This is a genomic window from Mesorhizobium sp. B1-1-1, assembly GCF_006442955.1.
Taxonomy (GTDB): Bacteria; Pseudomonadota; Alphaproteobacteria; order Rhizobiales; family Rhizobiaceae; genus Mesorhizobium.
In genome coordinates this window covers 362,999-387,898 of record NZ_VFWW01000002.1, presented here as the reverse complement: position 1 = coordinate 387,898, position 24,900 = coordinate 362,999, and the positions used below count along the sequence as shown (strand labels likewise).

The 24,900-nt window shown below is 61.7% G+C and carries 27 protein-coding genes; 19 read left to right on the top strand and 8 right to left on the bottom strand.

Features of this window, described 5'->3' with window-relative positions; genetic code table 11:
- Positions 1-9 precede the first annotated feature (9 nt).
- A complete protein-coding gene (locus FJ986_RS04885) occupies positions 10-870 on the top strand; it encodes a triphosphoribosyl-dephospho-CoA synthase (protein WP_140524697.1) in 861 nt (286 codons plus the stop codon).
- Between the two features lie 148 nt (positions 871-1,018).
- Positions 1,019-1,525, top strand: a complete 507-nt coding sequence (gene fae / locus FJ986_RS04880) for a formaldehyde-activating enzyme (protein WP_140498176.1) — start codon at positions 1,019-1,021, stop codon at positions 1,523-1,525.
- A 135-nt stretch (positions 1,526-1,660) separates the two neighbouring features.
- Here fae and FJ986_RS04875 read toward each other — a convergent pair whose 3' ends face one another.
- Positions 1,661-2,452, bottom strand: a complete 792-nt coding sequence (locus FJ986_RS04875) for a HisA/HisF-related TIM barrel protein (protein WP_140673543.1) — start codon at positions 2,450-2,452, stop codon at positions 1,661-1,663.
- On the opposite strand from FJ986_RS04875, the gene FJ986_RS04870 reads away from it, so the two are divergent.
- Positions 2,402-3,448, top strand: coding sequence for a hydantoinase/oxoprolinase family protein (locus FJ986_RS04870; RefSeq protein ID WP_140515157.1), 1,047 nt, complete (start codon positions 2,402-2,404; stop codon positions 3,446-3,448). The two genes, FJ986_RS04875 and FJ986_RS04870, sit on opposite strands and share 51 nt — an antisense overlap.
- A 20-nt stretch (positions 3,449-3,468) precedes the next feature.
- Here the strand turns inward: FJ986_RS04870 and FJ986_RS04865 are convergent, their stop codons facing one another.
- Genes FJ986_RS04865 through FJ986_RS04845 form a run of 5 tightly spaced genes read right to left on the bottom strand, consistent with a single transcriptional unit; the run spans position 3,469 to position 8,073 of the window.
- Entirely contained in the window at positions 3,469-4,053 is a 585-nt protein-coding gene (locus FJ986_RS04865; protein ID WP_140498182.1) for a DUF447 domain-containing protein, read from the bottom strand.
- A complete protein-coding gene (locus FJ986_RS04860) occupies positions 4,054-5,448 on the bottom strand; it encodes a DUF6513 domain-containing protein (RefSeq protein WP_140566611.1) in 1,395 nt (464 codons plus the stop codon).
- Positions 5,441-5,992, bottom strand: a complete 552-nt coding sequence (locus FJ986_RS04855; RefSeq protein WP_140498186.1) for a flavoprotein — start codon at positions 5,990-5,992, stop codon at positions 5,441-5,443. Before FJ986_RS04855 ends, FJ986_RS04860 begins: the two co-directional genes overlap by 8 nt.
- A gap of 3 nt (positions 5,993-5,995) precedes the next feature.
- On the bottom strand, positions 5,996-7,822 hold the full coding sequence (locus FJ986_RS30710; RefSeq protein ID WP_140673541.1) for a (5-formylfuran-3-yl)methyl phosphate synthase: 1,827 nt from the start codon (positions 7,820-7,822) through the stop codon (positions 5,996-5,998).
- Positions 7,819-8,073, bottom strand: coding sequence for a hypothetical protein (locus FJ986_RS04845; RefSeq protein ID WP_140560484.1), 255 nt, complete (start codon positions 8,071-8,073; stop codon positions 7,819-7,821). The genes FJ986_RS30710 and FJ986_RS04845 overlap by 4 nt, the downstream gene beginning before the upstream one ends.
- A 38-nt stretch (positions 8,074-8,111) precedes the next feature.
- On the opposite strand from FJ986_RS04845, the gene FJ986_RS04840 reads away from it, so the two are divergent.
- From FJ986_RS04840 to FJ986_RS04815, 6 genes are all read left to right on the top strand, one after another.
- Positions 8,112-9,341 carry an ABC transporter substrate-binding protein gene (locus tag FJ986_RS04840; RefSeq protein ID WP_140560483.1) on the top strand — a complete coding sequence of 410 codons (1,230 nt, stop codon included), beginning with the start codon at positions 8,112-8,114 and terminating at the stop codon, positions 9,339-9,341.
- A 21-nt stretch (positions 9,342-9,362) separates the two neighbouring features.
- Complete coding sequence (locus FJ986_RS04835; RefSeq protein WP_140524705.1) at positions 9,363-10,334, top strand: YVTN family beta-propeller repeat protein; 972 nt, start codon at positions 9,363-9,365, stop codon at positions 10,332-10,334.
- A 29-nt stretch (positions 10,335-10,363) separates the two neighbouring features.
- Positions 10,364-10,807, top strand: a complete 444-nt coding sequence (locus FJ986_RS04830; protein ID WP_140498197.1) for a hypothetical protein — start codon at positions 10,364-10,366, stop codon at positions 10,805-10,807.
- A gap of 70 nt (positions 10,808-10,877) precedes the next feature.
- Positions 10,878-11,666, top strand: coding sequence for an ATP-binding cassette domain-containing protein (locus FJ986_RS04825; RefSeq protein WP_140560482.1), 789 nt, complete (start codon positions 10,878-10,880; stop codon positions 11,664-11,666).
- 11 nt (positions 11,667-11,677) lie between these two features.
- A complete protein-coding gene (locus FJ986_RS04820) occupies positions 11,678-12,538 on the top strand; it encodes an ABC transporter permease (protein WP_181167204.1) in 861 nt (286 codons plus the stop codon).
- Positions 12,538-13,164, top strand: a complete 627-nt coding sequence (locus tag FJ986_RS04815) for a hypothetical protein (protein ID WP_140524706.1) — start codon at positions 12,538-12,540, stop codon at positions 13,162-13,164. The genes FJ986_RS04820 and FJ986_RS04815 overlap by 1 nt, the downstream gene beginning before the upstream one ends.
- 101 nt (positions 13,165-13,265) lie before the next feature.
- On the opposite strand, the gene FJ986_RS04810 is transcribed toward FJ986_RS04815, so the two are convergent.
- Positions 13,266-14,198 carry a LysR family transcriptional regulator gene (locus tag FJ986_RS04810; RefSeq protein WP_140498205.1) on the bottom strand — a complete coding sequence of 311 codons (933 nt, stop codon included), beginning with the start codon at positions 14,196-14,198 and terminating at the stop codon, positions 13,266-13,268.
- Positions 14,199-14,322: 124 nt separating this feature from the next.
- Between FJ986_RS04810 and FJ986_RS04805 the strand changes: the two genes are divergently transcribed.
- The 10 genes from FJ986_RS04805 (at position 14,323) to gph (ending at position 24,300) form a co-directional block, all read left to right on the top strand.
- Positions 14,323-15,369: a class 1 fructose-bisphosphatase gene (locus tag FJ986_RS04805; RefSeq protein WP_140515144.1), complete on the top strand. Its 1,047-nt coding sequence runs from the start codon at positions 14,323-14,325 to the stop codon at positions 15,367-15,369.
- Between the two features lie 8 nt (positions 15,370-15,377).
- A complete protein-coding gene (locus FJ986_RS04800; protein ID WP_140498210.1) occupies positions 15,378-16,250 on the top strand; it encodes a phosphoribulokinase in 873 nt (290 codons plus the stop codon).
- Positions 16,251-16,260: 10 nt separating this feature from the next.
- Positions 16,261-18,270 carry a transketolase gene (gene tkt, locus FJ986_RS04795; RefSeq protein ID WP_140673539.1) on the top strand — a complete coding sequence of 670 codons (2,010 nt, stop codon included), beginning with the start codon at positions 16,261-16,263 and terminating at the stop codon, positions 18,268-18,270.
- A gap of 11 nt (positions 18,271-18,281) precedes the next feature.
- Positions 18,282-19,361, top strand: a complete 1,080-nt coding sequence (gene fba / locus FJ986_RS04790; RefSeq protein ID WP_140673537.1) for a class II fructose-bisphosphate aldolase — start codon at positions 18,282-18,284, stop codon at positions 19,359-19,361.
- A 21-nt stretch (positions 19,362-19,382) separates the two neighbouring features.
- Entirely contained in the window at positions 19,383-20,876 is a 1,494-nt protein-coding gene (locus FJ986_RS04785) for a ribulose-bisphosphate carboxylase large subunit (RefSeq protein WP_140498217.1), read from the top strand.
- Positions 20,877-20,894: 18 nt separating this feature from the next.
- Positions 20,895-21,329, top strand: a complete 435-nt coding sequence (locus tag FJ986_RS04780; protein WP_140498220.1) for a ribulose bisphosphate carboxylase small subunit — start codon at positions 20,895-20,897, stop codon at positions 21,327-21,329.
- Between the two features lie 7 nt (positions 21,330-21,336).
- Positions 21,337-22,275, top strand: coding sequence for a CbbX protein (cbbX, locus tag FJ986_RS04775; protein WP_140560477.1), 939 nt, complete (start codon positions 21,337-21,339; stop codon positions 22,273-22,275).
- A gap of 61 nt (positions 22,276-22,336) precedes the next feature.
- On the top strand, positions 22,337-23,023 hold the full coding sequence (rpe, locus tag FJ986_RS04770) for a ribulose-phosphate 3-epimerase (protein WP_140560476.1): 687 nt from the start codon (positions 22,337-22,339) through the stop codon (positions 23,021-23,023).
- 21 nt (positions 23,024-23,044) lie between these two features.
- Positions 23,045-23,602, top strand: coding sequence for a thioredoxin family protein (locus FJ986_RS04765; protein ID WP_140560475.1), 558 nt, complete (start codon positions 23,045-23,047; stop codon positions 23,600-23,602).
- On the top strand, positions 23,599-24,300 hold the full coding sequence (gene gph, locus FJ986_RS04760; RefSeq protein ID WP_140566588.1) for a phosphoglycolate phosphatase: 702 nt from the start codon (positions 23,599-23,601) through the stop codon (positions 24,298-24,300). The genes FJ986_RS04765 and gph overlap by 4 nt, the downstream gene beginning before the upstream one ends.
- A 48-nt stretch (positions 24,301-24,348) precedes the next feature.
- Here the strand turns inward: gph and FJ986_RS04755 are convergent, their stop codons facing one another.
- Entirely contained in the window at positions 24,349-24,729 is a 381-nt protein-coding gene (locus tag FJ986_RS04755) for a cytochrome c family protein (protein WP_140498230.1), read from the bottom strand.
- Between the last annotated feature and the right edge of the window lie 171 nt (positions 24,730-24,900).

Genomic DNA, 24,900 nt, shown 5'->3' with positions numbered 1-24,900 from the left:
AGCGGCAGGATGGCGTTATCGCGTGAACGCCTCCGGGCTAGCTACAAGGATGCCTGCCGGATGGAGATCGAAGCTCTGAAGCCGGGCAACGTCCACCTGTTCGCCGACGGACACGGCATGTCCGCCGCCCAGTTCATGATGAGTGCCGAGGTTTCGTCCGAGCCGCTGACCGATCCTCGCCTCTCGGTCGGGCAGCGCATGCTGGAGGCGGTGCGTGCGACACGCCTGGCGGTAGCAACCAACACCAATCTCGGCATCGTCCTCCTGGCGGGGCCTCTGATAGGCGCCGCCGAAATGAGGAGTGGCAGCTTGCAGGACAATCTCGACTCGCTGCTGCGCGCGTTGAGCATGGACGATACCAGGGCAGTGTTCGAGGCGATCGCCATGGCAGCGCCAGGCGGCCTGGGAGATGCCGCGAATGATGTGCGGCAGGAGCCGAAGGTTCATCTCTTGGAAGCAATGCGGGAGGCTGCCGACCGCGATATGATCGCCCGCCAGTATGACACCTGTTTCGGCGACGTGTTCGGGGTAGGGCTGGCCGCGCTGGTAGGGGCGCTAGCTCGCGGAGAAAGCGGCATGTGGCCGACCGTGTTCGCCTATATGGCGTTTCTCGCAGGCTTCCCCGACAGTCACGTGGTGCGCAATCACGGAATTGAAGTCGCAAATCAGGCGCGACAGGACGCTCTTTCCGTTCAGGCGACGCTCCATGCCAACGGCGACGAGCCGTCACGCATTCGCCTGCTCATGGAGTTCGACCGCCGGCTGAAGGCGGACAAAGTAAACCCCGGCACCTCGGCCGATCTGACCGTGGCTACTCTTTTAGTCCACACTCTAGGCACTCGCTTGCATAATCGCGGCGTTGGTGCTTGACTTCCAAAAGCGGGAGCTGTGCTTCCGCGGCTATCTAGCCAACCGGTCCGGGCAATCCGGGCGCTGCCAACAAGGATAGCTGTCCATCGAGCGCCTGCTCGGTTGCAGCGTCCGTGGACATCATAATTGTGTCTTGGAGGAAATTGGCATGGCAAAAATCTCGAAGGTAATGGTCGGTGAATCGCTGGTCGGGGACGGCAACGAAGTCGCGCATGTCGACCTGCTCATCGGGCCGCGAGGGAGCGCAGTCGAAACGGCATTTTGCAACGCGCTTACCAACAACAAGGACGGTTTTACCTCGCTTTTGGCGGTGATCGCGCCCAATCTTCAATGCAAGCCCAATACGGTGATGTTCAACAAGGTCACGATCAAGGGCGCCAAGCAGGCTGTACAGATGTTCGGCCCGGCGCAGCACGCCGTTGCAAAGGCAGTGCAGGACAGCGTCGCGGACGGGACAATTCCGGCAAACGAAGCGGACGACGTGTTCATTTGCGTTGGCGTATTCATCCATTGGGACGCGGCCGACGACGCCAAGATCCAGAAATACAACTACGAGGCGACAAAGGAGGCCATCCAGCGCGCTATCGCAGGAACCCCGACCGCCGCCGAAGCCACCGCTCAGCGCGACAACGTCAAGCATCCGTTCGCGGCCTAGACAAGAGACAGCCCCGCACAGGAAAAGCCATCTTCCGAAACGGATGGTCTGTTGCGCCGGCTGAAAAGGGTTCTGGGCTTTTGAAGCGACACTCCCGAAGGGCGCCCGCCTTTCGGGGGTGAGGAGCAACTGTGATCAGGCGCCGAGCGACGCCAGGTGACTAGGTGTGAGCGTGGTGTTGTGCAGTGAGGTTGCGACCAGCGCTGCGGCGATGCCCATCGCTGACAATGCGTGGATATCGTTGTCATCGCGGACGCCGCCGGCCGCGATGACCGCGCGACTTCCCGCCTTGGCCTTGACCTCCTCCAGCCGCCTGAAGTCCGGGCCGGCGGCCGCACCGACTTTGGCCAGCGTCATGACGATCACCTTTTGCGGCCAAAGCTCGGGCTCAGCGAGAAGAGAACGCGGTCCGCAAAAATCATCGCCAAGGAAGTCAAGGGACAGGATGAGATCGGGATGATCGCGAAAATGCCGGAGCAGCACATCGTCCTGCTGCGATTCGGAGCCCAACACCGGGTAAACCGAACGTTCAGCAAGCGCCGCCAGAAGCGTTTTCCTGTCTGCTACGCCGGCATCGACCCAGAGCTCAGGCGGCTGCGTCATCGCCCTCAGCCGGGCAAGTGCGTCACTGTTTGGAGACCCGCCTCCGATGGCGTCCAGATCGGCGATGTAGAAGGTCGAAAAGGGATAAAGCGTGCGCAACCCTTCGGCGACGGCGAGGACATCGGAACTTCGGCTGAGCGGCGTAACGATCGGCCGGTAGCGATCGCGTTTTCCTTGCTGGGCGCGAACCACCTCGCCGCCTTTCAAGTCGAGAACCGGAATGATGCGCAACGTTTTTCTCGCCGACCAACTGCTGTCATGAAAGCTTGAAGTGTGGAAAAAAGAAAGAGCATCATTGCGGGCTTCGACATTGGCGGCGCGCATCTGAAGGTGACGCGCGCGCAAGGCGGCCGCATCGTCGGCGCGGTAACGATCGCCACGCCGCTTTGGCAAGGGTTGCATAGCCTGACCTCGGCCCTCGACGAAACAGCCCCGATCTATGCGGAAGCCGATCTCAACGCGTTCACCATGACGGGCGAACTATCGGACATCTTTGCGTCCCGCGATATCGGCGTGACGACGCTGCTGGGTCAGATTTCCAATCGTTTTCCCACAGGCGAAAAGCTGATCTATGCCGGATCATCCGGCTTTGTCGAGGTCGAGCAGGCAGCGCGGCTGAGCACTGATGTCGCCTCCGCCAACTGGCACGCGACAGCCTCTTTGGTGGCAAAACTGGCCGGCGATGCCCTGTTCGTCGATATGGGCTCCACCACCACCGACATTATCGCCATCAAGGACGGCGCCGTCGTCAATGAGGGCTACACCGATGCCGGACGGCTTCTGACTGGCGAACTGGTCTATACGGGATTTACCAGGACATTTCTGTTCGGCGTAGCCTCGTCTGCTCCTGTCCATCGAAGACTGACGCCATTGATGAACGAGTATTTCGCCTCGATCGCCGACGCGCACCGGATCCTGGGCGTGCTCGATGAGGAGGACGACATGCACCCTTCCGCCGACGGCAAGGAAAAGACCGTCCACGGCTCAATCGCGCGACTGGCGCGCATGGTCGGGCGCGACGCCGCTGAACTTTCGCCGCCGGAATGGGGTGAAGTCGCACGCTGGTTCAGCGAGCAGCAATTGCGGAAAATCCACGACGCAGCATCCCTGGTTGCCTGGGGTCTTGCTCAAGATGTTCCGATCGTCGGCGCCGGAACGGGCCGCTGGCAGATCAGGCGGCTGGCCGAGCGCATGGAACGTCGCTTTGTCGATTTCGCCGACATCGTCCCCGCCCATGACGCTGTTCGCGGCGAGGCCAGCCGCGCCGCACCAGCATCGGCGGTGGCGCTGCTGGCTGGATATCGATCGCAAGCAGCGTAGCGGCGCTCGCGTCGTCACGCTCACGCGTCCTCGCTGCTGGACCCTTTGACGGCCAGGTGATCGCTGACACGCTGCATCAGCCAACCCCAGGCTTCCCGTTCGTCGGCGCCGGCTGTCTTTTCGATAGAGATCGAAAGATACGCGATCTCGGCCTCGATCTTGTCGCGGGGTAGCATGCCGAGCCGGCTGACCAGGATGGCCAGTTCCAGAACAGCCGCCTTGGCACGGTTAAGGCCGGTGAAGGGCGCATGCATTTCCTCTCGAACCACGCGGCAGAAATGGCGAGGGCGCACGCCATCATCGTCAACGCTCTCGACTTCGAGAACCGAATGCGCCAGCGCAGTCGCCAACCGGGGAACCAGAAAATCTTCAACGGGAACGGTCGGCCAGTCCTTGCGCCCGGTCAGGCATCCAGCGAAGACGCGCACGTCGTCGGTGTAGTTGGCGATGGCGAACGGCACCGCCGCCAGATTGTCGAGCGTAACCGAGGGACGAAACGGCGCGATGACCCAGCCGTCTTTTTCGGAGATTATGCCGATCGGCGCGATATGGACCTTTCCTGTCTTGTCGACAGTGGTGATGATTGTCTCGCGAATGTAAGGCACCTAGCCCTCCTTCTTCGCGCGAAGCGTTTCGCCCGGTTCGGCAAGACGGGTACGGTCGGTTTCGGGAGCCGGTGCGGCAACGCCCCATGCGAGCGGCTCGTCCTGAACATAGCGCTTGCCGAGGCGCCACGCGATCTCGGCCTTCGTCAGTTCCGCGCCCAGATAGAAAGCATGCGCACCATCGGTCTCCACGCCAAGTCCGGCGAAGAATTCGAACGCATCCGTGGCAACCGCGTGCCCTTTGCCGTTGAAAATATGAATGCCGTCCTCCGCTGCCGCGATACGGTAGTTGGCGTCGCGCACCTCGGCCGCCAATCCAGCGATATCATCGGTCGAGGCCGTGAAGGGCTTGCGATCGTGGATCTGCAGCAAGCCTGGGTGATAGCTACGCGGCAGTGCACCGTCATTGCGGGCGGCGAACATGATGCGACGGGCAATGTCGTGCTCCTCGATCGTCCGCACCGTGTGAGGGCTGACATGCACGGCTAGCACGTTTCGAATCCCGAGTTCCGAGCAGAGCCCCGTTAGAACGGCCGTAACGCCAGAACTGTCGGCGTCGGTAAGCTCGGTGAGATTGCCGGTGCCCATCAGCAATTCGATCTTCGGCCAGCGGCGGCGCGCCTCGATGAAGCGGCCGAGCGATTGGGCGAAGCCGAAGTGGATCGGATCCAACACGGGATCGGCGATAAAGGAAATGCCAGCCCTTTGCGCCGCATCGATAGCGCGGCCAAGCGAATCCAGATCGCCGGGGGCGGACGGGATCAACACTGCCGTAGCCCCATGGCCGAACACTAACGGCAGCGTGTTCTCGTCGAGGCTGAGAAGATAGTCCGCACCGGCGCGCGCACCGATCGACAGTTCGTCCGCGCTGGCCGAATCGACGCTGACCTGAAATCCTTGTGCCTTGAGCTCGCGCACAGCCTCCGACAGCAACGGAAATGGCGTTTCAGGCAGGCAGCCAAGATCGATGACATCGGCGCCGGCCGCAGCTAGCGTCCCCGCCCGCAGCGTGAGCGCTTCGATCGACAGCATTGGCGCATCGACGATCTCGGCGAAGATGCGCATATCGTGACGCGTAAGATCCGGCGGCTCGCCGACACGGCCGAGAAAGGCCGGCAGGTCCGCGATCTCGTCAGGACCGCGCGCAAAGGGCACGCCGAAATGGTTCGACAATTGCTCGATATCGCCGCGATAGCGCCCTGGCAGGATAAAGCGGTCAACGGCGTTGGGCGCGATGAGACGCCGCTTTATGATGTCTTCGGTCATCAGTGCGGCGACCTTGACACCTATGTCGACCACCTCCCACGAAAACTCCGTCTCGCCCAGACCGGATAGCAGCTTTTCCAACCGTGCCCTGGCCAGATGTCCCGTGAGAAAGACCAGCCGCTCAGCCATGGCCGGACAGCTCGGCCCGGCGTTGCTGAACCGCCGCGTTGAGGTCCGTGAGCGACTCGACGACCTGGGTTCGTTCGAACCCCTTCAGCCGCTCGGTGTTTTCCAGGTCAATCCTGCGCGGATAGACTTTGACCAGGCCATGCGGCGCCATGGTTTCGAGTTCGGGTGCGGTGTCGCAGGCAAAGACGATGATCGGCACGCGGCACTTTCCGGCTTGCGCAAAGACGTTGGTGGCAAGCGTATCGGATATACCCCAGACGCATTTGGCAACCGTGTTGGACGAGGCAGGCGCCACCACGACCGTGTGGTAGACGCCGTGGTAAAATTCGCCGACGGGAATGGCGCTCGCCGTCTTGTCGTGCAGCACGCGCGTCGTCTCCGGAAAATCGAGTTTGAGCTTGTACATGCGCAGCACTTCATTGGCGGCTTTCGACACGAAGACATCGCAATGTTCGAGTTGGCGAACAAGTGCGAAGCTCTCCGTGAAAAAATGCCCGGACCCCGTCAAAACCCACGCCCAGCGCGGCACGTGCAGCTTCACCATCGGCTATCCTGCCTTCTTTGCCGAGCGGGTCGAAGCCACAATCCCGATGCCGGGCAGCTTGCCCGATGCGAGTAGCGCGCCCGCCTCGGCGGCATCCTTCGGACCGGCGAGACGGAAATCGATGCCGTCGGGCAGCATGGCGGCAAAGCCTGGGTCGACAATGCCCCTGGCCTTCAGGCTGTCAGGGGTATCGTTGTCGAAGAATGCATCGGTCTGCTTGATAAGCAACAGCGCGTTCGCGCCAAGCTTCCCGGCAAGCCAGGCAGCCAGGGAATCGGAGGTAATGTCCCAAGAGGCCGGAACGTCCGGTGCCGGCAACGCAAGTGACGACGGCAGCCACACCGGAACCTTGCCTTCGTCCAATGCTCGCACAATCTCCTCCAGCGATCGTGCCGGCGTCAGTCTTTCGTCCCGATCGAGGATGACTTGGCCGAACTGCTCCATGGCGAGGATCGCCATGGCATGTGCGGCGGTGTCGGAAAAACCCATGCGGGTCTGCGTCTCGCGCACCTGGTCGGCAAACAGGCCGCCGCCGGGCACGATGACGATCGGTAGCCTGGAACCCGCCAGCGCCGCGATCCAGCTCGTCATTTCCGCCGCATGGGCAGTGCTGCCGCCAAGCTTGACGACGGCCCGCCCGAGGACGTCGGAGCCTTGCTGGCGCGGCCGGGAAACACTACCTCGGTCTTTTCGGCCGGCAGAGCCGGAGGCGACACCGCGTCCTGCCGATTGGCGCTTGCGTTCGATCTCGACGCCGACACCGCCAGGCCCGAGCTCGAGTTTTTCCACCCTTACCGTGACGCGCACGACGCGCTGGTTCTCCAGAACGTGCGCCGCCACTTGCTCGGCCAAAGCCTCGCTGAGCTGAATGTGCCCCCGCGCGACGATGGTGCGAATGCCATCCATGATGATGTCATAGGAGAACACATGGCGCATGTCCTCGGGATGGTCGGTGACTTGCAGCACGTCGGCGATCACATCAAAGCGCACCTTTTGAGTATGACCATGCTCGAAGCTGTAGGCACCGATCTGGACCGGCAGAACAAAATCCCGCACGAAAATCCTGTCCGTGCCCAGTGTCGGATCGGTGCCCGGCGAATAGCCTCTCGCTGCCAACAGGCGATAGTCGATGCTCGATTTACCGCCCGTCCCAGGCTCTGCCGGGACCAATTCGCGAATCTGCGAGACCGCCTCGGCGCTGATTGAACCCGCGCGGTCGGCATGGCCACACAGCGCGCCGCGAAAGCCGAGGAAATCGGGAGCGAAAGGCAATAGACGTGGAATATCCGGGGCTTCGAGCGATCCGCTCAGGCCAACCATCAGACCGAGCGACTTGGCTCGATCGACGAATCCCGGAATCCGCTCCGGTGGCAAATGGTCGAGCAGCCGGCCCTTTCCCTTCTGCGCGGTATCAACCATCACGCCGTGGAAGCGGTGCCTGCCGAATACCGGCAGGAGCTCGAAGTCCGGCGCCAGATCGGCAAAGAGCACAGCGATCAACTTCGTTCGCGCGGCCAGCGGTTCGAGCGCCTCCGCGCAGGCAGGGATGTGAGCCGATGGGAAAAACCCGATCTTGACATAATCGACGCCGGTCGCCGCGATCTCTTCAGCCTTGGCGCGGATCGTTTCGGGTTCCATCGGCAGGTCGCCGCAGACCGCGCTGACCGGAGCCCGACCAGCGATGAACGAAATCGTTCGGCGGATGGTTTCCGTGGGTACCGCGCCCAACGCTCCCGCCTTCGGATCCTTCAGATCGACGATGTCGGCGCCGCCCGAAAGAACGATCTCCGCCTCTTCGATGCCGGTGACGCTGGCCAGCATTCTGGTCATTTGAACAGTTTCTCCAGTTTGGAGGACAAGATCTTTTGTCCTTCGTCCGCTTGATTCTCGCGCACGTCGCGGATGACATAGCTGCGAACGACCTCGAAATCGAAGATGGCAATCTTTTCAGCCGCCATTGCATGTTTGTCAAAAAGACACCGAGCCAGGGCAGACGCGAAAAGTCGTCCGATAGGGTTTGATAAATTTTGCGGGTCGGCTAAGTTGACCATGGGCACCTGGACTTGGCGCTGCTCCGACACCCGTCGGACCTCAGCGCAAGAATGGGTAATTACTATCGATGACGAGCGCGGTGCCGGGCACTCTCGCCGCCTTTTTGTGCTTTTTTTCCCTGACCGTCAACGCTCCGGGCGCGATAGCCCAGGAAGCGGCGGCGAAGCCGGAAAAAAAGGTCACTGAAATCAAGATAGGGTATTTGCGGGCCTACGCGCCGCAATTGACGCTTTCCATGCTCGACCTGCCGCCGCGTGATGAAGGTGTCGCCGGCGCCACTGTGGCAATCGGCGATAACAACACCACCGGAAAATTCACCGACCAGAAATTCAGCCTCGACGTGACCGAGATCAAACCCGAAGCCGACGCGGTTCAGGCATTCGAGGACCTGATCGCCAAAGGTGACCACTATGTCGTCGCAGACCTCTCGGCCAAACAATTGCTGTCGATCGCCGATATAGCCCGCGACAAGGGCGTGCTGATCTTCAACATCGGTGCCACCGACGATAGCCTGCGCGAGGAGGACTGCCGCATCAATGTTTTTCATATCGCGCCGACGCGCAGCATGCTTGCCGATGCGCTGGCGCAGTATCTCATGGTGAAGAAGTGGCCGAATTGGGTGCTGCTCTACGGCTCGCATGAGCAGGACCATCTCTACGCCGACGCGTTGCGCCGCGCGGCAACCCGTTTCGGCGGCCAGATCGTCGCCGAGAAGGAATTCAAGGACACCGGCACGGCCAGGCGTACCGACACCGGCGCCACGCAGATACAGCAGCAGATTTCCGTATTCACGCAGGATCTGCCGGAGCACGACATTGTGCTTGTCGCCGACGAAAGCCAGGTGTTTGGCACCTACGTGCCCTACCGCACCTGGACGCCGCGGCTGGTCGCCGGCACGGCCGGGCTTGTTGCATCGTCGTGGCATCCCGCCAGCGAGCAATGGGGCGGCATCCAGATGCAGAGCCGCTTCCTGAAGACGACGGGCCGGCGGATGCTTTCCAAGGACATGTCGGCGTGGACAGCAGTGCGTGGCGTCGGCGAAGCCACCACGCGCACCAAAGGCGACGATGCCAAAAAGATCAGTGACTACATCCGGTCGGGCGATTTCTCGGTTGCCGCCTTCAAGGGACAGAAGCTCACCTTCCGCAAATGGAACCTCCAGCTTCGCCAGCCGATCCTGCTTGGCGACACCAAGTCGGTCGTTTCGACATCACCGCAGGAGGGCTATCTCCACCAATTCTCCGAACTCGATACGCTTGGTATCGATCAGCCGGAAACGAAATGCGTTCTCAAGTAGGGCCAAAGGGGAGGAATTTGCGTGCAGACACGAGCTTGTGCATTCGCCATTCTCGCGGCCGGCCTCACGGCCAGCCCGGCATCGGCCTATACGGCCTACGTTTCCAACGAGAAGGACAACACGATGACGGTCGTCGACACGGCCACCATGCAAGTGGTGAAGACCGTCGAGGTCGGCCAGAGGCCACGCGGCATCACCATCTCGCATGACGGCAAATTCGTTTATCTTTGCGCCAGTGATGACGACACGGTCGAAATCATCGACACCGCGACGCTGCAAATCGTCGGCACGCTGCCATCTGGCCCCGATCCCGAATTGTTCGTGCTCTCGCCTGACGGCAAGACGCTCTATGTCGCCAATGAGGACGACAACCTCGTCACCGCCATCGACGTCGAGAGCAAGCAGGTCATGGCCGAGATTCCAGTCGGCGTGGAACCGGAAGGCATGGGTATCAGCCCTGATGGCAAGACCATGGTCAACACCTCGGAAACCACCAGCATGGCGCATTTCATCGACACTGGCACCCACGATGTAACCGATAACGTGCTGGTCGACACGCGCCCGCGCTTTGCCGAATTCAAGCCGGACGGCTCGCAGGTCTGGGTCAGCGCCGAAGTGGGCGGCACCGTCAGCGTCATCGATAACGCCAAACGCGAAGTGGTGAAGAAGATCCAGTTCGCGATTCAGGGATTGCGGGCTGAGACCATCCAGCCGGTAGGCATCGCCATCAGCGCCGACGGCAAGAAAGCCTATGTCGCGCTCGGCCCGGCGAACCATGTCGCCGTGGTCAATACCGACACCTTCGAGGTCGAGAAATACATCCTCGTCGGCCAACGCGTCTGGCACCTGGCCTTCACACCCGACCAGAAAACGCTGATCACCACGAATGGCAACTCCAACGACATCACGTTCATCGATACGGCGACCGACGAGCCGGTCCAATCGCTCACCGTGGGCCAGCAGCCTTGGGGTGTGGCCATTTCGCCCAAATAGCAGACATTGATCATGGGGAGGATCGCGACATGAAATTTCGCCATAGATTTATCTTCGCCGCGCTCGCCGGATTTGTGCTTGCTCCGATCGGCGCAAGCGCGGATGACGCAACGCCAAAACCATCGCGTGCCAGCAAGAACCTGCCGGAATTGATTATCGGCTCGGCCGATTCCACCTATGCCGTCAATCAGAAGGATTTCGAGCTGATCGCCGGCCAAGGCTATCGCTGGAAGATCACCTCCAAGGGCGGTTTCGAATACAAGTTCGTGACCGACCTGTTCCGCAATGTGTGGATGGACCAGATCGTCATCGACGATCTGGAGGTGCATATGGACGGCGGACCGGCCTGGCTGGAATTCGACGACGCGGGAACGATCCAGGTGCAATTCCACACAGTTCGCCCCGGCGAGTATACCTGGTCGGTTCCCGACCTCGCCGACAAGGGCCTGAAGGGCAAGATCACGATCAAGTGAGACCAAAGGAAATCAGGCGCGCTAGATAGCAGTGCGTCCTGCCAACGCGTCCTGAAGGAGCGATCCGGGCATGCAGCATGTGAGGACAAGCGGACCGGGAGACGAGGCGGCGGCGCTCGACGTCAGTGCCGTCAGCCACTCCTATGGACCGAAGCGGGCACTCAACGAGGTCTCGTTCTCGATCTTGCCGGCGACGTTCACCGTCCTGCTCGGCCTCAACGGGGCCGGCAAGACAACGCTGTTCTCCCTGATCAGCCACCTCTATGACACGCGTCACGGGTCGATCCGCATCTTCGGCCACGACATCCGCAGCGCTTCGGGCGAAGCGCTCAGACGGGTCGGCATCGTGTTCCAGGCGCGCACGCTCGACCTCGATCTCAGCGTCTATCAGAATCTTTCCTACCATGCCTCGCTGCATGGCATTGGCGGACGCGAAGCCCGGCAGCGCATCGCCGCGCTGCTTGACACAGTCGACATGCAGGGCCGCCAGCATGACAAGGCACGCAGCCTCTCCGGCGGTCAGATGCGGCGCATCGAGATCGCCCGGGCGCTGCTTCACCGACCTTCCCTGCTCCTGCTTGACGAAGCGACCGTCGGCCTCGACATCGAGTCGCGTGCTGGCATCCTCGCCACCATCCGCAAGCTCGTCGAAACCGATGGTATCGGCGTGCTCTGGGCCACGCATCTGATCGATGAAGTCAACGATACCGATCATGTCGTCGTGCTGCGGCGGGGTGACCTGGTCGCCAGGGGCAAGGTGTCGGATGTCGTCCAGGCAAATGGAGGAAATTCCATTCGCGATGCCTTTTCGAAGCTCAGCCGCATCGACGCGGCAGGCATGGCGGAGACATCGTCATGAGCGCTCCTGCGATGCCCGGAAAAGTTGTCAGCATCAAACCGGTAGGGTCTGAACCATTCGGCCTCCGCCACTATCTCATTTGCCTGAAAGGCATCGTCCTGCGCGAGTGCCTGCGCTTCCTGCACCAACGCGAACGGTTCATTTCCTCACTGGTGCGGCCGCTCGTCTGGCTGTTCATCTTCGCCGCCGGCTTCCGCCAGGTGCTCGGCGTGTCGATCATCCCTCCTTACAAGACCTATGTGCTCTACGAGGTCTACATCACTCCGGGTCTGTGCGGCATGATCCTGCTGTTTTCCGGCATGCAGTCTTCACTGTCGATGGTCTACGACCGCGAGATGGGCAACATGCGCATCCTGCTGGTCAGCCCATTTCCGCGCTGGTTCCTGCTGGTGTCGAAGATGTTGGCCGGCGTGGCCGTATCGATCGTGCAAGTCTACGCATTTCTGATCGTCGCCTGGTTGTGGGGCGTCAGGGCGCCGCCGCTCGGCTATCTCTACGTGCTGCCGGCACTGTTTCTGTCGGGCATGATGCTTTGCGCGCTCGGCATGCTTTTGTCGTCCATGATCAAGCAGCTCGAAAACTTCGCCGGCATCATGAACTTCGTCATCTTTCCAGGCTATTTCGCGTCGCCGGCGCTGTATCCTTTGTGGCGTATCCAGGAGGCAAGCCCCCTGCTCTACAAGATCTGCCTCGCCAATCCGTTCACCTATGCCGTCGAACTGATCCGCTTCGCCTTCTATGGGCAGATCGACTGGCTGTCGCTGGGCGTCGTCGCCGGTTGCACGCTGTTGTTTCTGGGCGGCGCCATCATTGCGTACGATCCTTCGCGCGGCCTGATGACCCGCAAACAGGACACGGGAGGAAACGGCTGATGGCGCGAATGAGACTTGTGCACACCCTGGTTCTGGTCGCCATGCTTGTCCCGATGGACGCCAGGGCGGCAAACACCGATCCCGACTGGCCTTGCATGCAGCGCAAGGTGCCGCAGCTCTCGCTCGGCCAGATCTGGAATGGGCCGGAGCTTCCCCCGGCGGCGAAGGATTGGTCGAAGGATTCGGGCGTCTCCGCGCTGGTCGAGGCGGTGGCGGCCCGACGGACGCCGATTGCCGAAGCCCAGAAGGAGATCAAGGACTTCGTGGCTTCTCTGCCGGCGGAGCAGGTCGCACCAAAGATGGCGATGCTGGTGCAGGGAATGTTCGATCACATGGACGCCGAGCGTTCGCACGTGATTTCCGGCATTTCCCGCTATGCCCACAAACAGCTCGAAATGGCGGCTGAATTGCGCAAGGAAGCATCCGACGTCGACGCCCTACGTGCCAAAGCCGACGCCGATCCGGACGAAGTCGAACGGCGAACCGACCAGTTGAATTTCGCGACGCGCATTTTCAACGAACGTGTCCAGTCGCTGACCTATGTCTGCGACGTGCCGACGATAATCGAGCAGCGGCTCTATCAATTGTCCAGGACCGTCTCGGAAACGCTCGGTCGGAAGAAATAGACCTTCAGTCGACCTTGCGACGGATTTCACGTCTCTTGGCAGGCGACACGTCCGGCGTCTCGCTCCGGTCGATTCCGAACGCCATCCGTCGGTCATCCCGCTCAGGAATCGGGATAAAGCTTACCGAACAGGGGCAGATACATCGCGCCCTTGCGCATCAGGAAGTCGTTGAACGTAGCCATGGCCGGCGAGATTGCGTGATCGGTTCGTATCACCGAGAACCACTGTCGGCGGATCGGCATGCCGACAACGTCGAGGATGACGAGCCGGCCAGCTTCGGTTTCCGCGGCGATCGTGTGGGCAGAAATGAAGGCGATGCCCAGACCAGCCATCACCGCCTGCTTGATCGTTTCGTTCGAGCCCATCTCGACGCCGAGTTCATCGATGCGGCCAGGCACGTCGCTCAGGAATATTTCCAGCGAGATGCGGGTTCCGGAGCCGGGCTCGCGAATAAGGAAATGCTCCTCGGCAATGCGCTCCTTGGAGATATCGCGTGCCGCCGCCAGCGGGTGTTCGGGCGGTGCGATGATGACCAGCGGGTGGTCGCCGAAGACCGAAGCACGCACCGGGACCTCTTTCGCCGGGCGCCCCATCAGCGCGATGTCGATGTCGTGATTCTTGAGGTTGTCGATCGTCTGGGCACGATTGCCGATGGCAAGCCGCATGTCGATGTCGGGATGTTCCTTCATGAACGCAGCCATCAACCGCGGCGCGAAATACTTGGCGGTGGAAACGACGCCGAGCCTCAAGCTACCCGTACGAACGCCCTTGATGGCGTCGATCTTGTCTTCGAGCAGACCGAGATGCTCCTCGATAGCTTGCGCTGCCTCAACGACGGCCAAACCTGCGGCAGTGGGACGCATGCCGTCCGACGTCCGGTCGAACAGAGCCAGTTGGAATTCTTCCTCCATTTGCCGCAACTGAATTGTCAGTGCTGAAGGAGACAGACCTAACGCCTTGGCCGCACTCACAATTTTTCCGTGCCTGATGATGGCCTGGATGGTCTTGAAATGCTTGAGCGTGAGGTTTCTCATGTCTCATACTAAATTATTTTTAGTACCAACGTAAAGTTATTGAATTTTACTTATCAATTGTCGTTTGTTTTCATTCCCCCGATCCAGCCGATCCGAGGAGACGCGGCTGGATCGGGAGGTTACGATGCCAGCGGCAACGCTCGACGCTTTTCTGAACTCCTATCTCGGCCAGCCGGACGAACTTCGCTCCGCGGTCGTAACGACTGTCCGTCAGCTGACACAGGCCGCCAGCAAGATCCGCAATACCATCAATCAAGGTGTGCTCGGCGCCGCCTTTGCCGGGACTCGTGGCGCCAACGCCGACGGCGATGTCCAGAAGGATCTCGACGTCTTCTCCGACGACATCTTCCTCGACGCCATGCGCCACGCTCCGGTCGCGCTCTACGCTTCCGAGGAGCTGGAGCAGCCGGTCCTGCTCGACAGGCAAGCACCACTCGCCATTGCCATCGACCCGCTCGACGGCTCTTCCAACATCGACACCAACGTGTCGATCGGAACGATCTTCTCGCTCCTGCCCGCAACTGGCGCGCCGGATGCCGATCCGGCCGCCTCTTTTTTGCAGGCGGGCGTGAATCAGCTAGGCGCCGGTTTCTTCATCTATGGGCCGCAGTTGGCGCTCGTCCTGTCGCTCGGCAGCGGTACGCATATCTTCGTCCTGTCGGCCAGGCTCGGCACCTTCGTCCAGGCCTACGAGAGCCGGATCATTCCGCAACGCACCCAGGAGTTCGCCATCAACGCCGCCAACTACCGGCACTGGGACGAGGCCGTGCGGCTCTATGTCGACGACTGCCTGGAGGGCACCGAAGGACCGCGAGAGAAGGATTTCAACATGCGCTGGATCGCCTCCCTGGTCGCCGACTGCTACCGCATATTGATGCGCGGCGGCGTGTTTCTCTACCCCGGCGACCGGCGCAAGGGCTACGGTCAGGGACGGCTGCGCCTGGTCTACGAGGCCAACCCGATTGCCTATCTCATAGAACAGGCTGCCGGTGCGGCCACCGATACGATCAACCGCATCCTGGACATCGAACCCGACAGCCTGCACCAGCGCGTGCCGATGGTCTTCGGGTCGGCGCGGGAGGTCGCGCGCGTCACCCGCTACCACACCGAGCCGAGCAACATCGGCGAACGAGCGCCGCTGTTCAGCCGCCGTGGCCTCTTCAGAGCCTGAGCAGCACCATGTCAGCCAAGCACCCCATCATCACCATCACCGGCTCGTCGGGCGCCGGCACCACTTCGGTCAAGCGTATCTTCGAGCTGATCTTCCGGCGCGAGAACATCGAGGCCGCGTTCATCGAAGGCGACGCATTCCACCGCTACGACCGCGCCGCGATGAAGGCAAAGGTGGCCGAAGAGGAGAAGGCCGGCAATCCGAACTTCACCCACTTCCATGCCGCGGCCAACGAACTCGGGATTCTCGAAGAGGTGTTCGCGGAATACGGCCGCCGGGGATCCGGAAGAACCCGCACCTACATCCATGACGAGGAAGAGGAAAAGCAGTACGGCACGCCACCGGGAAGCTTTACCGAATGGCGCGAGTTCGGTCCCAGCGACCTGCTCTTCTACGAGGGGCTGCACGGCTGTGTCGTCACCGACACGATCAATTTGGCGAAGCATGCGGATCTCAAGATCGGCGTCGTGCCGGTCATCAATCTCGAATGGATCCAGAAGATCCATCGCGATCGTTCGACACGCGGCTATTCCACCGAGGCGGTGATGGACGTGATCCTGCGCCGGATGCCCGACTATGTCCGCTACATTGTCCCGCAATTCTCGCAGACCGCCATCAATTTCCAGCGCGTGCCGATTGTCGATACGTCCAACCCCTTCATCGCGCGCTGGATTCCGACGCCTGACGAATCGATGCTGGTTATCCGCTTCGCCAATCCGCGCGGCATCGATTTTCCCTATCTGCTGTCGATGATCCACGACTCGTTCATGTCGCGGCCAAATTCCATCGTGGTGCCAGGCAACAAGCTCGACCTTGCCATGCAGCTAATCCTGACGCCGCTCATCCTGCAATTGATCGAACGCAAGAGCCGTGTGTCGTGAGGAGGACGCCATGACCAGCCAAACAGCACTAAAGGCTGCCGCCGCCGCCGTCGTCTCGGAGCTCGACATGGCGAACGCCATTCGCGTGCTGGCGATGGACAGCGTCCAAAAAGCGAATTCGGGACACCCCGGCATGCCGATGGGCATGGCCGATGTCGCAACGGTGCTGTTCAACCGCTTCATCAATATCGATCCTTCCAGGCCGGGCTGGCCCGACCGTGACCGTTTCGTGCTTTCAGCCGGCCATGGCTCGATGCTGCAATACGCGCTGCACTATCTGCTCGGCTATGAAGACATGCAGATCGAGGAGTTGCAGCGGTTTCGGCAACTGGGCAGCCGCACGGCCGGACATCCCGAATATGGCCACGCGCTTGGTGTCGAGACCACCACCGGCCCGCTCGGACAAGGCATTTCCACGGCGGTCGGAATGGCGCTGGCGGAGCGCATGCTTGCTGCCCGCTACGGTGCCGATCTGGTCAACCATCATACCTATGTGATTGCAGGCGACGGCTGCCTGCAGGAAGGCATCAGCCACGAGGCGATCGACCTCGCCGGCCACCTGAAGCTTTCCCGCCTGATCGTCTTCTGGGACGACAATGCGATCTCCATTGACGGGCCAACCTCCCTGTCCACGTCGATGGACCAGCCGGCGCGCTTCAAAGCCGCCGGCTGGGATGTCCAAACGGTCTCCGGCCACGACATGGAAGCCGTCGCCGTGGCTATCGAGGCGGCGCGGCAGTCAGATCGACCGTCGCTGATTGCCTGCCGCACAATGATCGGCAAGGGCGCCCCCAACCTCGGCGGCTCGGAGAAGACGCATGGCGCGCCGCTGGGCGAGGCAGAGATCGCCGCGACCCGCGAGAACATCGGCTGGACCTTCGCGCCGTTCGAGGTGCCGGACGACGTGCTTTTCGCCTGGCGCGAAATTGCCGGCCGCGGCGAAGCGATGCGGGGCGCGTGGGAGCAGCGGCTTGCCGCCTCGCCGCAGCGAGAGGCCCTCGAGAACGCGGTCGCCGCCAGACTGCCCGACGCGGTCTTCGAAGCGCTCGATGCCTTTCGCCGAGAGCATGTCGAGAAGGCAACCAAGGTGGCAACGCGAAAAGCTTCCGAAATGGCGCTGGAGGTCATCAACGGCGCCACGGAATTGACCGTCGGCGGCTCGGCCGATCTGACGCACTCGAATCTGACGATCACCAAGGGCATGAACCGCATTGCGCCGAGCGACTATGCCGGCCGCTATATTCACTACGGCATTCGTGAACACGGCATGGCCGCCGCCATGAACGGCATCGCATTGCATGGAGGCTTCGTGCCCTATGGCGGTACGTTCCTCTGCTTCGCGGACTATGCGCGTGGTGCGATACGGCTCTCCTCGCTCATGGGCCAGCGCGTCATCTACGTGATGACGCATGATTCCATCGGCCTCGGCGAGGATGGCCCGACGCATCAGCCGGTCGAACACCTGGCGATGCTGCGTGCCACGCCGAACCTCAATGTCTTTCGCCCAGCGGATATCATCGAAACGGCGGAATGCTGGGAACTTGCGCTGAAGAGCAGGGATCGGCCGAGCGTGCTGGTGCTGTCGCGCCAGAACCTGCCGATGCTGCGTGAGGCGCACAGCGACGCGAACCGCTCCAGCCAGGGCGCATACATCCTGCGCGAGCCAGCCAGGCACCGTGCCGTCACCCTGATCGCAACCGGCTCGGAGGTCGAGATCGCGGTTGCCGCCGCCGAAAGGCTGGAGACCGAGCATGGCGTCGCCGCCGCGGTCGTCTCGATGCCATGCTGGGAGCTTTTCGAGGAGCAGGAAAGCGCCGCCCGCAAGGCCGTTCTCGGCTCCGCGCCGCGCGTCGCGGTCGAAGCGGCGGCCCGGCTGGGCTGGGACCGCTGGGTCGGCGAGACGGGCGCTGTCGTCGGCATGGCCGGTTTCGGCGCCAGCGCCCCTGCCCCCGATCTGTACCGGCATTTCAACATAACGTCCGAAGCGGTTGCTGCGGCGGCGCTGAAGCTCATCATCTAGGAGGACCCACAATGGCCCGCATCACCCTTCGCCAGCTTCTCGACCATGCCGCCGAGCACGGCTACGGCGTCCCTGCATTCAACATCAACAACATGGAACAGGGCCTCGCAATCATGGAAGCGGCCAAAGCCTGCGACGCGCCTGTCATCATCCAGGCCTCACGTGGGGCCCGGTCCTACGCCAACGACGTCATGCTGGCCAAAATGATGGAGGCATTGATTGAAATGCATCCGACCATTCCGCTGTGCATCCATCAGGACCACGGCAACGACGAGGCCACCTGCCTTTCCGCGATCCGCCACGGCTTCACCTCGGTGATGATGGACGGATCCCTGATGGCAGATGCCAAGACGCCGGCAAGCTATGCCTACAACGTCGCCGTAACCGAACGAGTCACACGCATGGCGCATTGGGTCGGGGCTTCCGTCGAAGGCGAACTGGGCGTGCTCGGATCGCTGGAAACCGGCCAGGGCGAGGCCGAGGATGGCCACGGCGCCGAGGGCGCGCTCTCCCACGACCAACTCTTGACCGATCCCGATCAGGCGGTCGACTTCGTGGCCGCAACCCAGGTGGACGCGCTGGCGATCGCCTGCGGCACCTCGCACGGCGCTTACAAATTTACCCGCAAGCCGGACGGCGACATACTGGCCATGCAGGTGATCGAGGCGATCCACGAGAAGCTACCCAACACGCATCTGGTCATGCATGGCTCTTCCTCCGTGCCACAGGAACTGCAGGACATCATCAACAAATATGGCGGCGAGATGCCCCAGACCTTTGGCGTCCCGGTGGAGGAGATCGAGCGCGGCATCCGCTACGGCGTGCGCAAGGTCAACATCGACACCGATTGCCGCATGGCCATGGCCGGGCAGTTCCGCCGCGTCGCGACGGAGAATCCGCGCGAGTTCGATCCCCGAAAATTCCTGAAGCCCGCCATGGACGCCTTGCACGATCTTTGCCGAGACCGCTTCGAGCGTTTCGGCACGGCGTCCAACGCCTCGAAGATCAAGGTCATCGCCATGGACGAGATGGCCAAACGCTATGCCGCGGGAAAACTCGCGCCCCATATCGCAACCGCGAAAGCCGCCTGAGCAACAAACAGGAGACCTGTCATGAACAAGATCGATATGCTGCCAGCGGGTACGCTCAAGGAAGGCAAGGAACGCTACAAGTCAGGGGTCATCCCTTACAAGAAGATGGGCTACTGGGAGCCGGACTACAGGCCCAAGGAGACCGATCTGATCGCCATGTTCCGGATCACGCCGCAACCCGGCGTCGACCACGAGGAGGCAGCGGCCGCCATCGCCGGTGAATCCTCAACCGCGACGTGGACCGTGGTGTGGACCGACAGGCTGACAGCGTGCGAGCTCTACCGCGCCAAGGCGTTCAGATCCGAGCCGGTTCCAAACACCGGTCCCGGCACCAAGACCGAGCAACAGTACTTCGCCTACATCGCCTACGACCTCGACCTGTTCGAGCCGGGCTCGATCGCCAACCTGACCGCATCGATCATCGGCAACGTGTTCGGCTTCAAGGCGGTCAAGGCGCTGCGACTGGAAGACATGCGTATCCCGGTCGCGTATCTCAAAACCTTCCAGGGACCCGCAACCGGCATCGTGGTGGAGCGTGAGCGGCTCGACAAGTTTGGCCGTCCGCTGCTCGGCGCGACGACGAAGCCGAAGCTCGGCCTGTCAGGCCGCAACTATGGCCGCGTCGTTTACGAGGCGCTGAAGGGTGGCCTCGACTTCGTCAAGGACGACGAGAACATCAACTCGCAACCCTTCATGCACTGGCGCGACCGCTTCCTCTACTGCATGGAGGCGGTGAACAAGGCTTCAGCTGCCACCGGCGAGGTCAAGGGCCATTATCTCAACGTCACCGCCGGCACGATGGAGGAGATGTATGAGCGCGCCGAATTCGCCAAACAGCTTGGCTCCTGCATCATCATGATCGACCTCGTCATCGGCTACACGGCGATCCAGTCGATGGCCAAGTGGGCACGCCGCAACGACATGATCCTGCACCTGCACCGCGCCGGCAACTCAACCTATTCGCGCCAGAAGAACCACGGCATGAATTTTCGCGTCATCTGCAAATGGATGCGCATGGCCGGCGTCGACCATATCCACGCCGGCACTGTGGTCGGCAAGCTGGAAGGCGACCCGCTCATGATCAAGGGGTTTTATGACACGCTGCGCGAGGAACGCACGCCGCAGAACCTCGAAACCGGGCTGTTCTTCGATCAGGACTGGGCCTCGCTCAACAAGGTGATGCCCGTCGCCTCGGGCGGTATCCATGCCGGCCAGATGCACCAGTTGATCCATTATCTCGGCGAGGACGTCATCTTGCAGTTCGGTGGCGGCACGATCGGCCATCCCGACGGCATCCAGGCAGGCGCGACGGCCAATCGCGTTGCATTGGAAGCGATGATCCTGGCCCGCAACGAGGGACGCGATTATTTGCGCGAAGGAACCAAAATCCTCGAACAGGCGGCCAAATGGTGCACCCCGCTGAAGGCTGCCCTGGAGACCTGGAAGGATGTCACCTTCAACTATGAATCGACCGACACGGCCGACTTCGTGCCAACCGCAACGCCCAGCTTCTAGAAGAAAGGAACCGTCGCCATGATGACCAATCCGGGAAACAAGGTCACGCAGGGACAGTTCTCGTTCCTGCCCGACCTGACCGATGAGCAGATTTCGGCGCAGATCAAATATGCGCTGAAGAACCACTGGGCCGTCAGCGTCGAGTACACGGACGATCCGCATCCGCGAAACACCTATTGGGAAATGTACGGCAACCCGATGTTCGATTTGAGAGACCCGGCGGGCATCCTGCTCGAAGTCAACGCTTGCCGGAAAGCCTGTCCGAACATGTATGTCCGGGTAACCGCCTTCGATTCGACCAAGGGATGGGAAGCGCCGCGCATGTCGTTCATCGTCAACCGGCCACCCAGCGAACCCGGGTTCCGGCTGCTGCGCCAGGAGCGTGACGGCCGCAGCCAGGGTTATTCGATCGTGCCTTATGCGACCGACAGGCCCGAGGGCGAGCGGAGCTAGCTGAGCCATGCTGGACACGATAGCAAAGGGCGCTGGCGCGCAGGACGAATCGGTTGATCTGCAGGCCGAGTTCGAAGCGTCCAACATCGACGAGGTGATGGACAAGCTCGATCGCGAACTCATTGGCCTGAAGCCAATCAAGAACCGCATCCGCGAGATCGCGGCTCTTCTCCTGGTCGACCGGCTTCGCCGCAAGTTCGGTCTGACCTCGGGCGCACCAACGCTACATATGAACTTTACGGGAAATCCCGGCACGGGCAAGACCACCGTGGCGCTGAGGATGGCCGAAATCCTGCATCGCCTCGGCTATATCCGGGAGGGGCACATAGTCGCGGTGACACGCGACGATCTCGTCGGCCAGTATGTGGGCCACACCGCACCCAAGACGCGCGACGTGATCAAGCGCGCCATGGGCGGCGTGCTTTTCATCGACGAGGCCTATTATCTCTACAAGCCCGAGAACGAACGCGACTACGGCCAGGAATCGATCGAGATCCTGCTGCAATGCATGGAAAACAATCGTGACGACCTGGTCGTGATCCTTGCCGGCTACAAGGACAAGATGGATCGTTTCTTCGACAGCAATCCCGGCATGCGTTCGCGCATCGCCCACCACCTCGATTTTCCCGACTACGGCGTCAGTGAGCTGAAATCGATCGCCGAGATCATGCTTGCAGAGCAAAATTACCGCCTCAGCGAAGCGGCCGCCCAGGCCCTCGAAGAGTATCTTCCAATCCGAATGAGGCTGCCGCATTTCTCCAACGCGCGCTCGGTGCGCAATGGGCTGGACCGGGCGCGGCTTCGCCAGGCCAATCGGCTTTTCGCATCGCGAAGCCGTGCCCTGACCAAGGCAGACCTTATTACCATCGAGGAATCCGATATCCGCGGCAGCCGCGTATTCGCGGAAGGGAAGCTCGAAGGCGAACCGGAGACGAAGACGCGCTGAGGGCGAAGCCGGCTGGCGGGCGGCGACCCGACACGGAAGACAGAAATTGGAGACGACGACCATGGTCACCAGGACAATCATCGCGCCCTCCGTGCTTTCCGCGGATTTCTCGCGGCTCGGCGACGAGGTCGAAGCTGTCGTTCAGGCGGGCGCCGACTGGATCCATCTCGACGTGATGGACGGGCATTTCGTGCCCAACATCACCTTCGGTCCGCCGGTGATTAAGGCGATCCGTGGCCGAACGGACAAGGTCTTCGACTGCCATCTGATGATCGCGCCGGCCGACCCCTATCTGGCCGCCTTCGCCGATGCCGGTTGCGACATCATCACGGTGCATGCCGAGACTGGACCGCATCTCGACCGCTCATTGCAGGCGATCAGGAATCTTGGCAAGAAGGCCGGGGTGTCGCTCAATCCGTCGACGCCGGAGAGCGTCATCGAGTATGTGCTCGACCGGCTCGATCTAGTGCTGCTGATGACGGTCAATCCAGGCTTCGGCGGCCAGGCTTTCATCTCAGCGGTCGTCGAGAAAGTCAGACGGATCAAGGCTTTGGTTGGCCATCGCCCGATTGACATCGAGATCGACGGCGGAGTCACGGCCGAAACCGCCCCGCTGGTCACCGCGGCTGGCGCCAACGTACTGGTCGCCGGTTCGGCTGTATTCAAGGGAGGCACCGAGGCAGCCTATCGTGCCAATATCGGCGCCATCAGACAGGCGGCCGATGGCGCGATCCGGAAAGCCGCGTAAACCCTTGTCGGGGAGACGAACATGGCTGCGGTCCCACCTGTATGCGATTTCGGCTGGCCCGCCATCGATGCCGTCTTGCCCGGCGTCGACGGCACGTCGCATTCCATCTTCGGTCACGCCGGCCCGAATGGCCTGGTCGTGGCCTTCATCTGCAATCACTGCCCTTATGTGAAGGCCGTGATCTCTCGCATCGTACGCGACGCCAATGACCTCAAGGCCGAAGGCATCGGCTTCGTCGCCATCAACTCCAACGATGCCGACGCCTACCCGGACGATTCCTTCGACCATATGAAGCGCTTCGCCATGACGAACGGCTTCAGCTTCCCTTACCTGCACGACGAGGCGCAGACCGTAGCGCGCGACTACGCAGCGGTGTGCACTCCCGATTTCTTCGGGTTCAACAGCGAACTGAGACTGCAATATCGCGGCCGGCTGGACGCGTCGCGACGCGAATCCGGACCGCTCGGGCTGCGACGCGATCTGTTCGAGGCGATGAAGCAGGTTGCTCGAACCGGCGATGGTCCGTTCGACCAGATCGCCTCGATCGGCTGCTCGATCAAGTGGAAGGATGCTGCATGAATGTCGGCGCAGGTAGGTCGCTTCGACCGCCGAAGGCGATCCTGTTCGACCTCGACGGCACACTGGTCGATTCGGCGCCTGATATAACGGCCGCCGTCAACGAGTTGCTGGCCAGCCGCGATCTGCCGCCGTTGCGCCTGGACCAGGTCAAGGCCATGATCGGTGGCGGCGTCAGGAAATTGATAGAGCGGGCCTTCGCGGCGTCGGGAGCGCCGCTCGTCGGCAACGCGCTCGATGAGGCCAACCGCGTCATGGCGCCGATCTACAGCCGACATCTGACCGGCCTGACAAGACTGATGCCTGGCGTCAGGGAGGTTCTCACACACTTCTACGCGAAGGGAATGGCCATGGGCGTGGCGACCAACAAACCGCAGTTGGCGACTCGCGAGATCCTGCTGCATTTCGGACTGACGGAATATTTCCGTGCGATCATTGGCGGAGACGCGGTGACATGCCTGAAACCCGCGCCCGATGCTCTGCTGCTGGCGCTCGCCCAGCTTGGAGTCGACCCCTGTGACGCGCTGCTGGTCGGAGACAGTGGCGCCGACGCAGGCGCCGCGCGCGCCGCCGGCATGCCCGTCATTCTGCTGCGCGGCGGATACACCCATTTTCCGGTTGAAGAGCTTGGCGCCGACCAGGTTTGCGACAGCCTTTTCGACCTGCCTGCGGCGATACAGGGGCTGCAAGCCGGTGCTTGATCGGGGCGAACGCCGGCCGGACGCAAGTTCGAACGGCCGGCGGCGCCGCTATTTAGAGAATTGCTTCAAATAGGCGATGACGTTGGCGATGTCTTGGTCCTGCTTGAGGCCGACGAACGCCATCTTCGTTCCTTTGACCATGGCCTTGGGATCGCGAAGGTAAGTCGTCAGCGTGGGTTCGTCCCATTTGACGCCGGACTTGCCTGCCGCGACCATCGCTTGGGAGTAACTGAACCCCGGGTGTGTGCCAGCCGTCCGGCCGATGACGCCGTTCAACGACGGGCCGACCTTGTTCTTGTCCTGGTCGGCGACATGGCAGACCTTGCATTTGGCGAAGACCTTCTCACCCGCCGCGGCATCCTGTGCCTGGGATTGGCTTGTGATGAAGGACACAGCAAACACGACTGCGAAAAATGCGATTGCGCGCATGGCATTTCCTCATGGATCGTCTGGGTGCCCTGGACGATTTTGCGCATGCCGATCTTTCATCCATTGGCATGCACCTTACGCGGTGGAGTGGAGTATCCGCTTTCCCTTTGTGAAGCGGCGCCGCGCGAATCGGAAAGCTAGTTGGCGTGCGGTGAAAGTCAATCGTATAAA

Excerpts from the sequence above, each read along its gene's own strand:
- FJ986_RS04885 (WP_140524697.1), top strand. The coding sequence starts at position 10 with ATGGCGTTATCGCGTGAACGCCTCCGGGCTAGCTACAAGGATGCCTGC.
- fae (WP_140498176.1), top strand. The coding sequence starts at position 1,019 with ATGGCAAAAATCTCGAAGGTAATGGTCGGTGAATCGCTGGTCGGGGAC.
- FJ986_RS04875 (WP_140673543.1), bottom strand. The coding sequence starts at position 2,452 with ATGCGCGCCGCCAATGTCGAAGCCCGCAATGATGCTCTTTCTTTTTTC.
- FJ986_RS04860 (WP_140566611.1), bottom strand. The coding sequence starts at position 5,448 with ATGGCTGAGCGGCTGGTCTTTCTCACGGGACATCTGGCCAGGGCACGG.
- FJ986_RS04855 (WP_140498186.1), bottom strand. The coding sequence starts at position 5,992 with ATGGTGAAGCTGCACGTGCCGCGCTGGGCGTGGGTTTTGACGGGGTCC.
- FJ986_RS30710 (WP_140673541.1), bottom strand. The coding sequence starts at position 7,822 with ATGACCAGAATGCTGGCCAGCGTCACCGGCATCGAAGAGGCGGAGATC.
- FJ986_RS04840 (WP_140560483.1), top strand. The coding sequence starts at position 8,112 with ATGACGAGCGCGGTGCCGGGCACTCTCGCCGCCTTTTTGTGCTTTTTT.
- FJ986_RS04830 (WP_140498197.1), top strand. The coding sequence starts at position 10,364 with ATGAAATTTCGCCATAGATTTATCTTCGCCGCGCTCGCCGGATTTGTG.
- FJ986_RS04825 (WP_140560482.1), top strand. The coding sequence starts at position 10,878 with ATGCAGCATGTGAGGACAAGCGGACCGGGAGACGAGGCGGCGGCGCTC.
- FJ986_RS04820 (WP_181167204.1), top strand. The coding sequence starts at position 11,678 with ATGCCCGGAAAAGTTGTCAGCATCAAACCGGTAGGGTCTGAACCATTC.
- FJ986_RS04815 (WP_140524706.1), top strand. The coding sequence starts at position 12,538 with ATGGCGCGAATGAGACTTGTGCACACCCTGGTTCTGGTCGCCATGCTT.
- FJ986_RS04810 (WP_140498205.1), bottom strand. The coding sequence starts at position 14,198 with ATGAGAAACCTCACGCTCAAGCATTTCAAGACCATCCAGGCCATCATC.
- FJ986_RS04805 (WP_140515144.1), top strand. The coding sequence starts at position 14,323 with ATGCCAGCGGCAACGCTCGACGCTTTTCTGAACTCCTATCTCGGCCAG.
- FJ986_RS04800 (WP_140498210.1), top strand. The coding sequence starts at position 15,378 with ATGTCAGCCAAGCACCCCATCATCACCATCACCGGCTCGTCGGGCGCC.
- tkt (WP_140673539.1), top strand. The coding sequence starts at position 16,261 with ATGACCAGCCAAACAGCACTAAAGGCTGCCGCCGCCGCCGTCGTCTCG.
- fba (WP_140673537.1), top strand. The coding sequence starts at position 18,282 with ATGGCCCGCATCACCCTTCGCCAGCTTCTCGACCATGCCGCCGAGCAC.
- FJ986_RS04785 (WP_140498217.1), top strand. The coding sequence starts at position 19,383 with ATGAACAAGATCGATATGCTGCCAGCGGGTACGCTCAAGGAAGGCAAG.
- FJ986_RS04780 (WP_140498220.1), top strand. The coding sequence starts at position 20,895 with ATGATGACCAATCCGGGAAACAAGGTCACGCAGGGACAGTTCTCGTTC.
- cbbX (WP_140560477.1), top strand. The coding sequence starts at position 21,337 with ATGCTGGACACGATAGCAAAGGGCGCTGGCGCGCAGGACGAATCGGTT.
- rpe (WP_140560476.1), top strand. The coding sequence starts at position 22,337 with ATGGTCACCAGGACAATCATCGCGCCCTCCGTGCTTTCCGCGGATTTC.
- FJ986_RS04765 (WP_140560475.1), top strand. The coding sequence starts at position 23,045 with ATGGCTGCGGTCCCACCTGTATGCGATTTCGGCTGGCCCGCCATCGAT.
- gph (WP_140566588.1), top strand. The coding sequence starts at position 23,599 with ATGAATGTCGGCGCAGGTAGGTCGCTTCGACCGCCGAAGGCGATCCTG.
- FJ986_RS04755 (WP_140498230.1), bottom strand. The coding sequence starts at position 24,729 with ATGCGCGCAATCGCATTTTTCGCAGTCGTGTTTGCTGTGTCCTTCATC.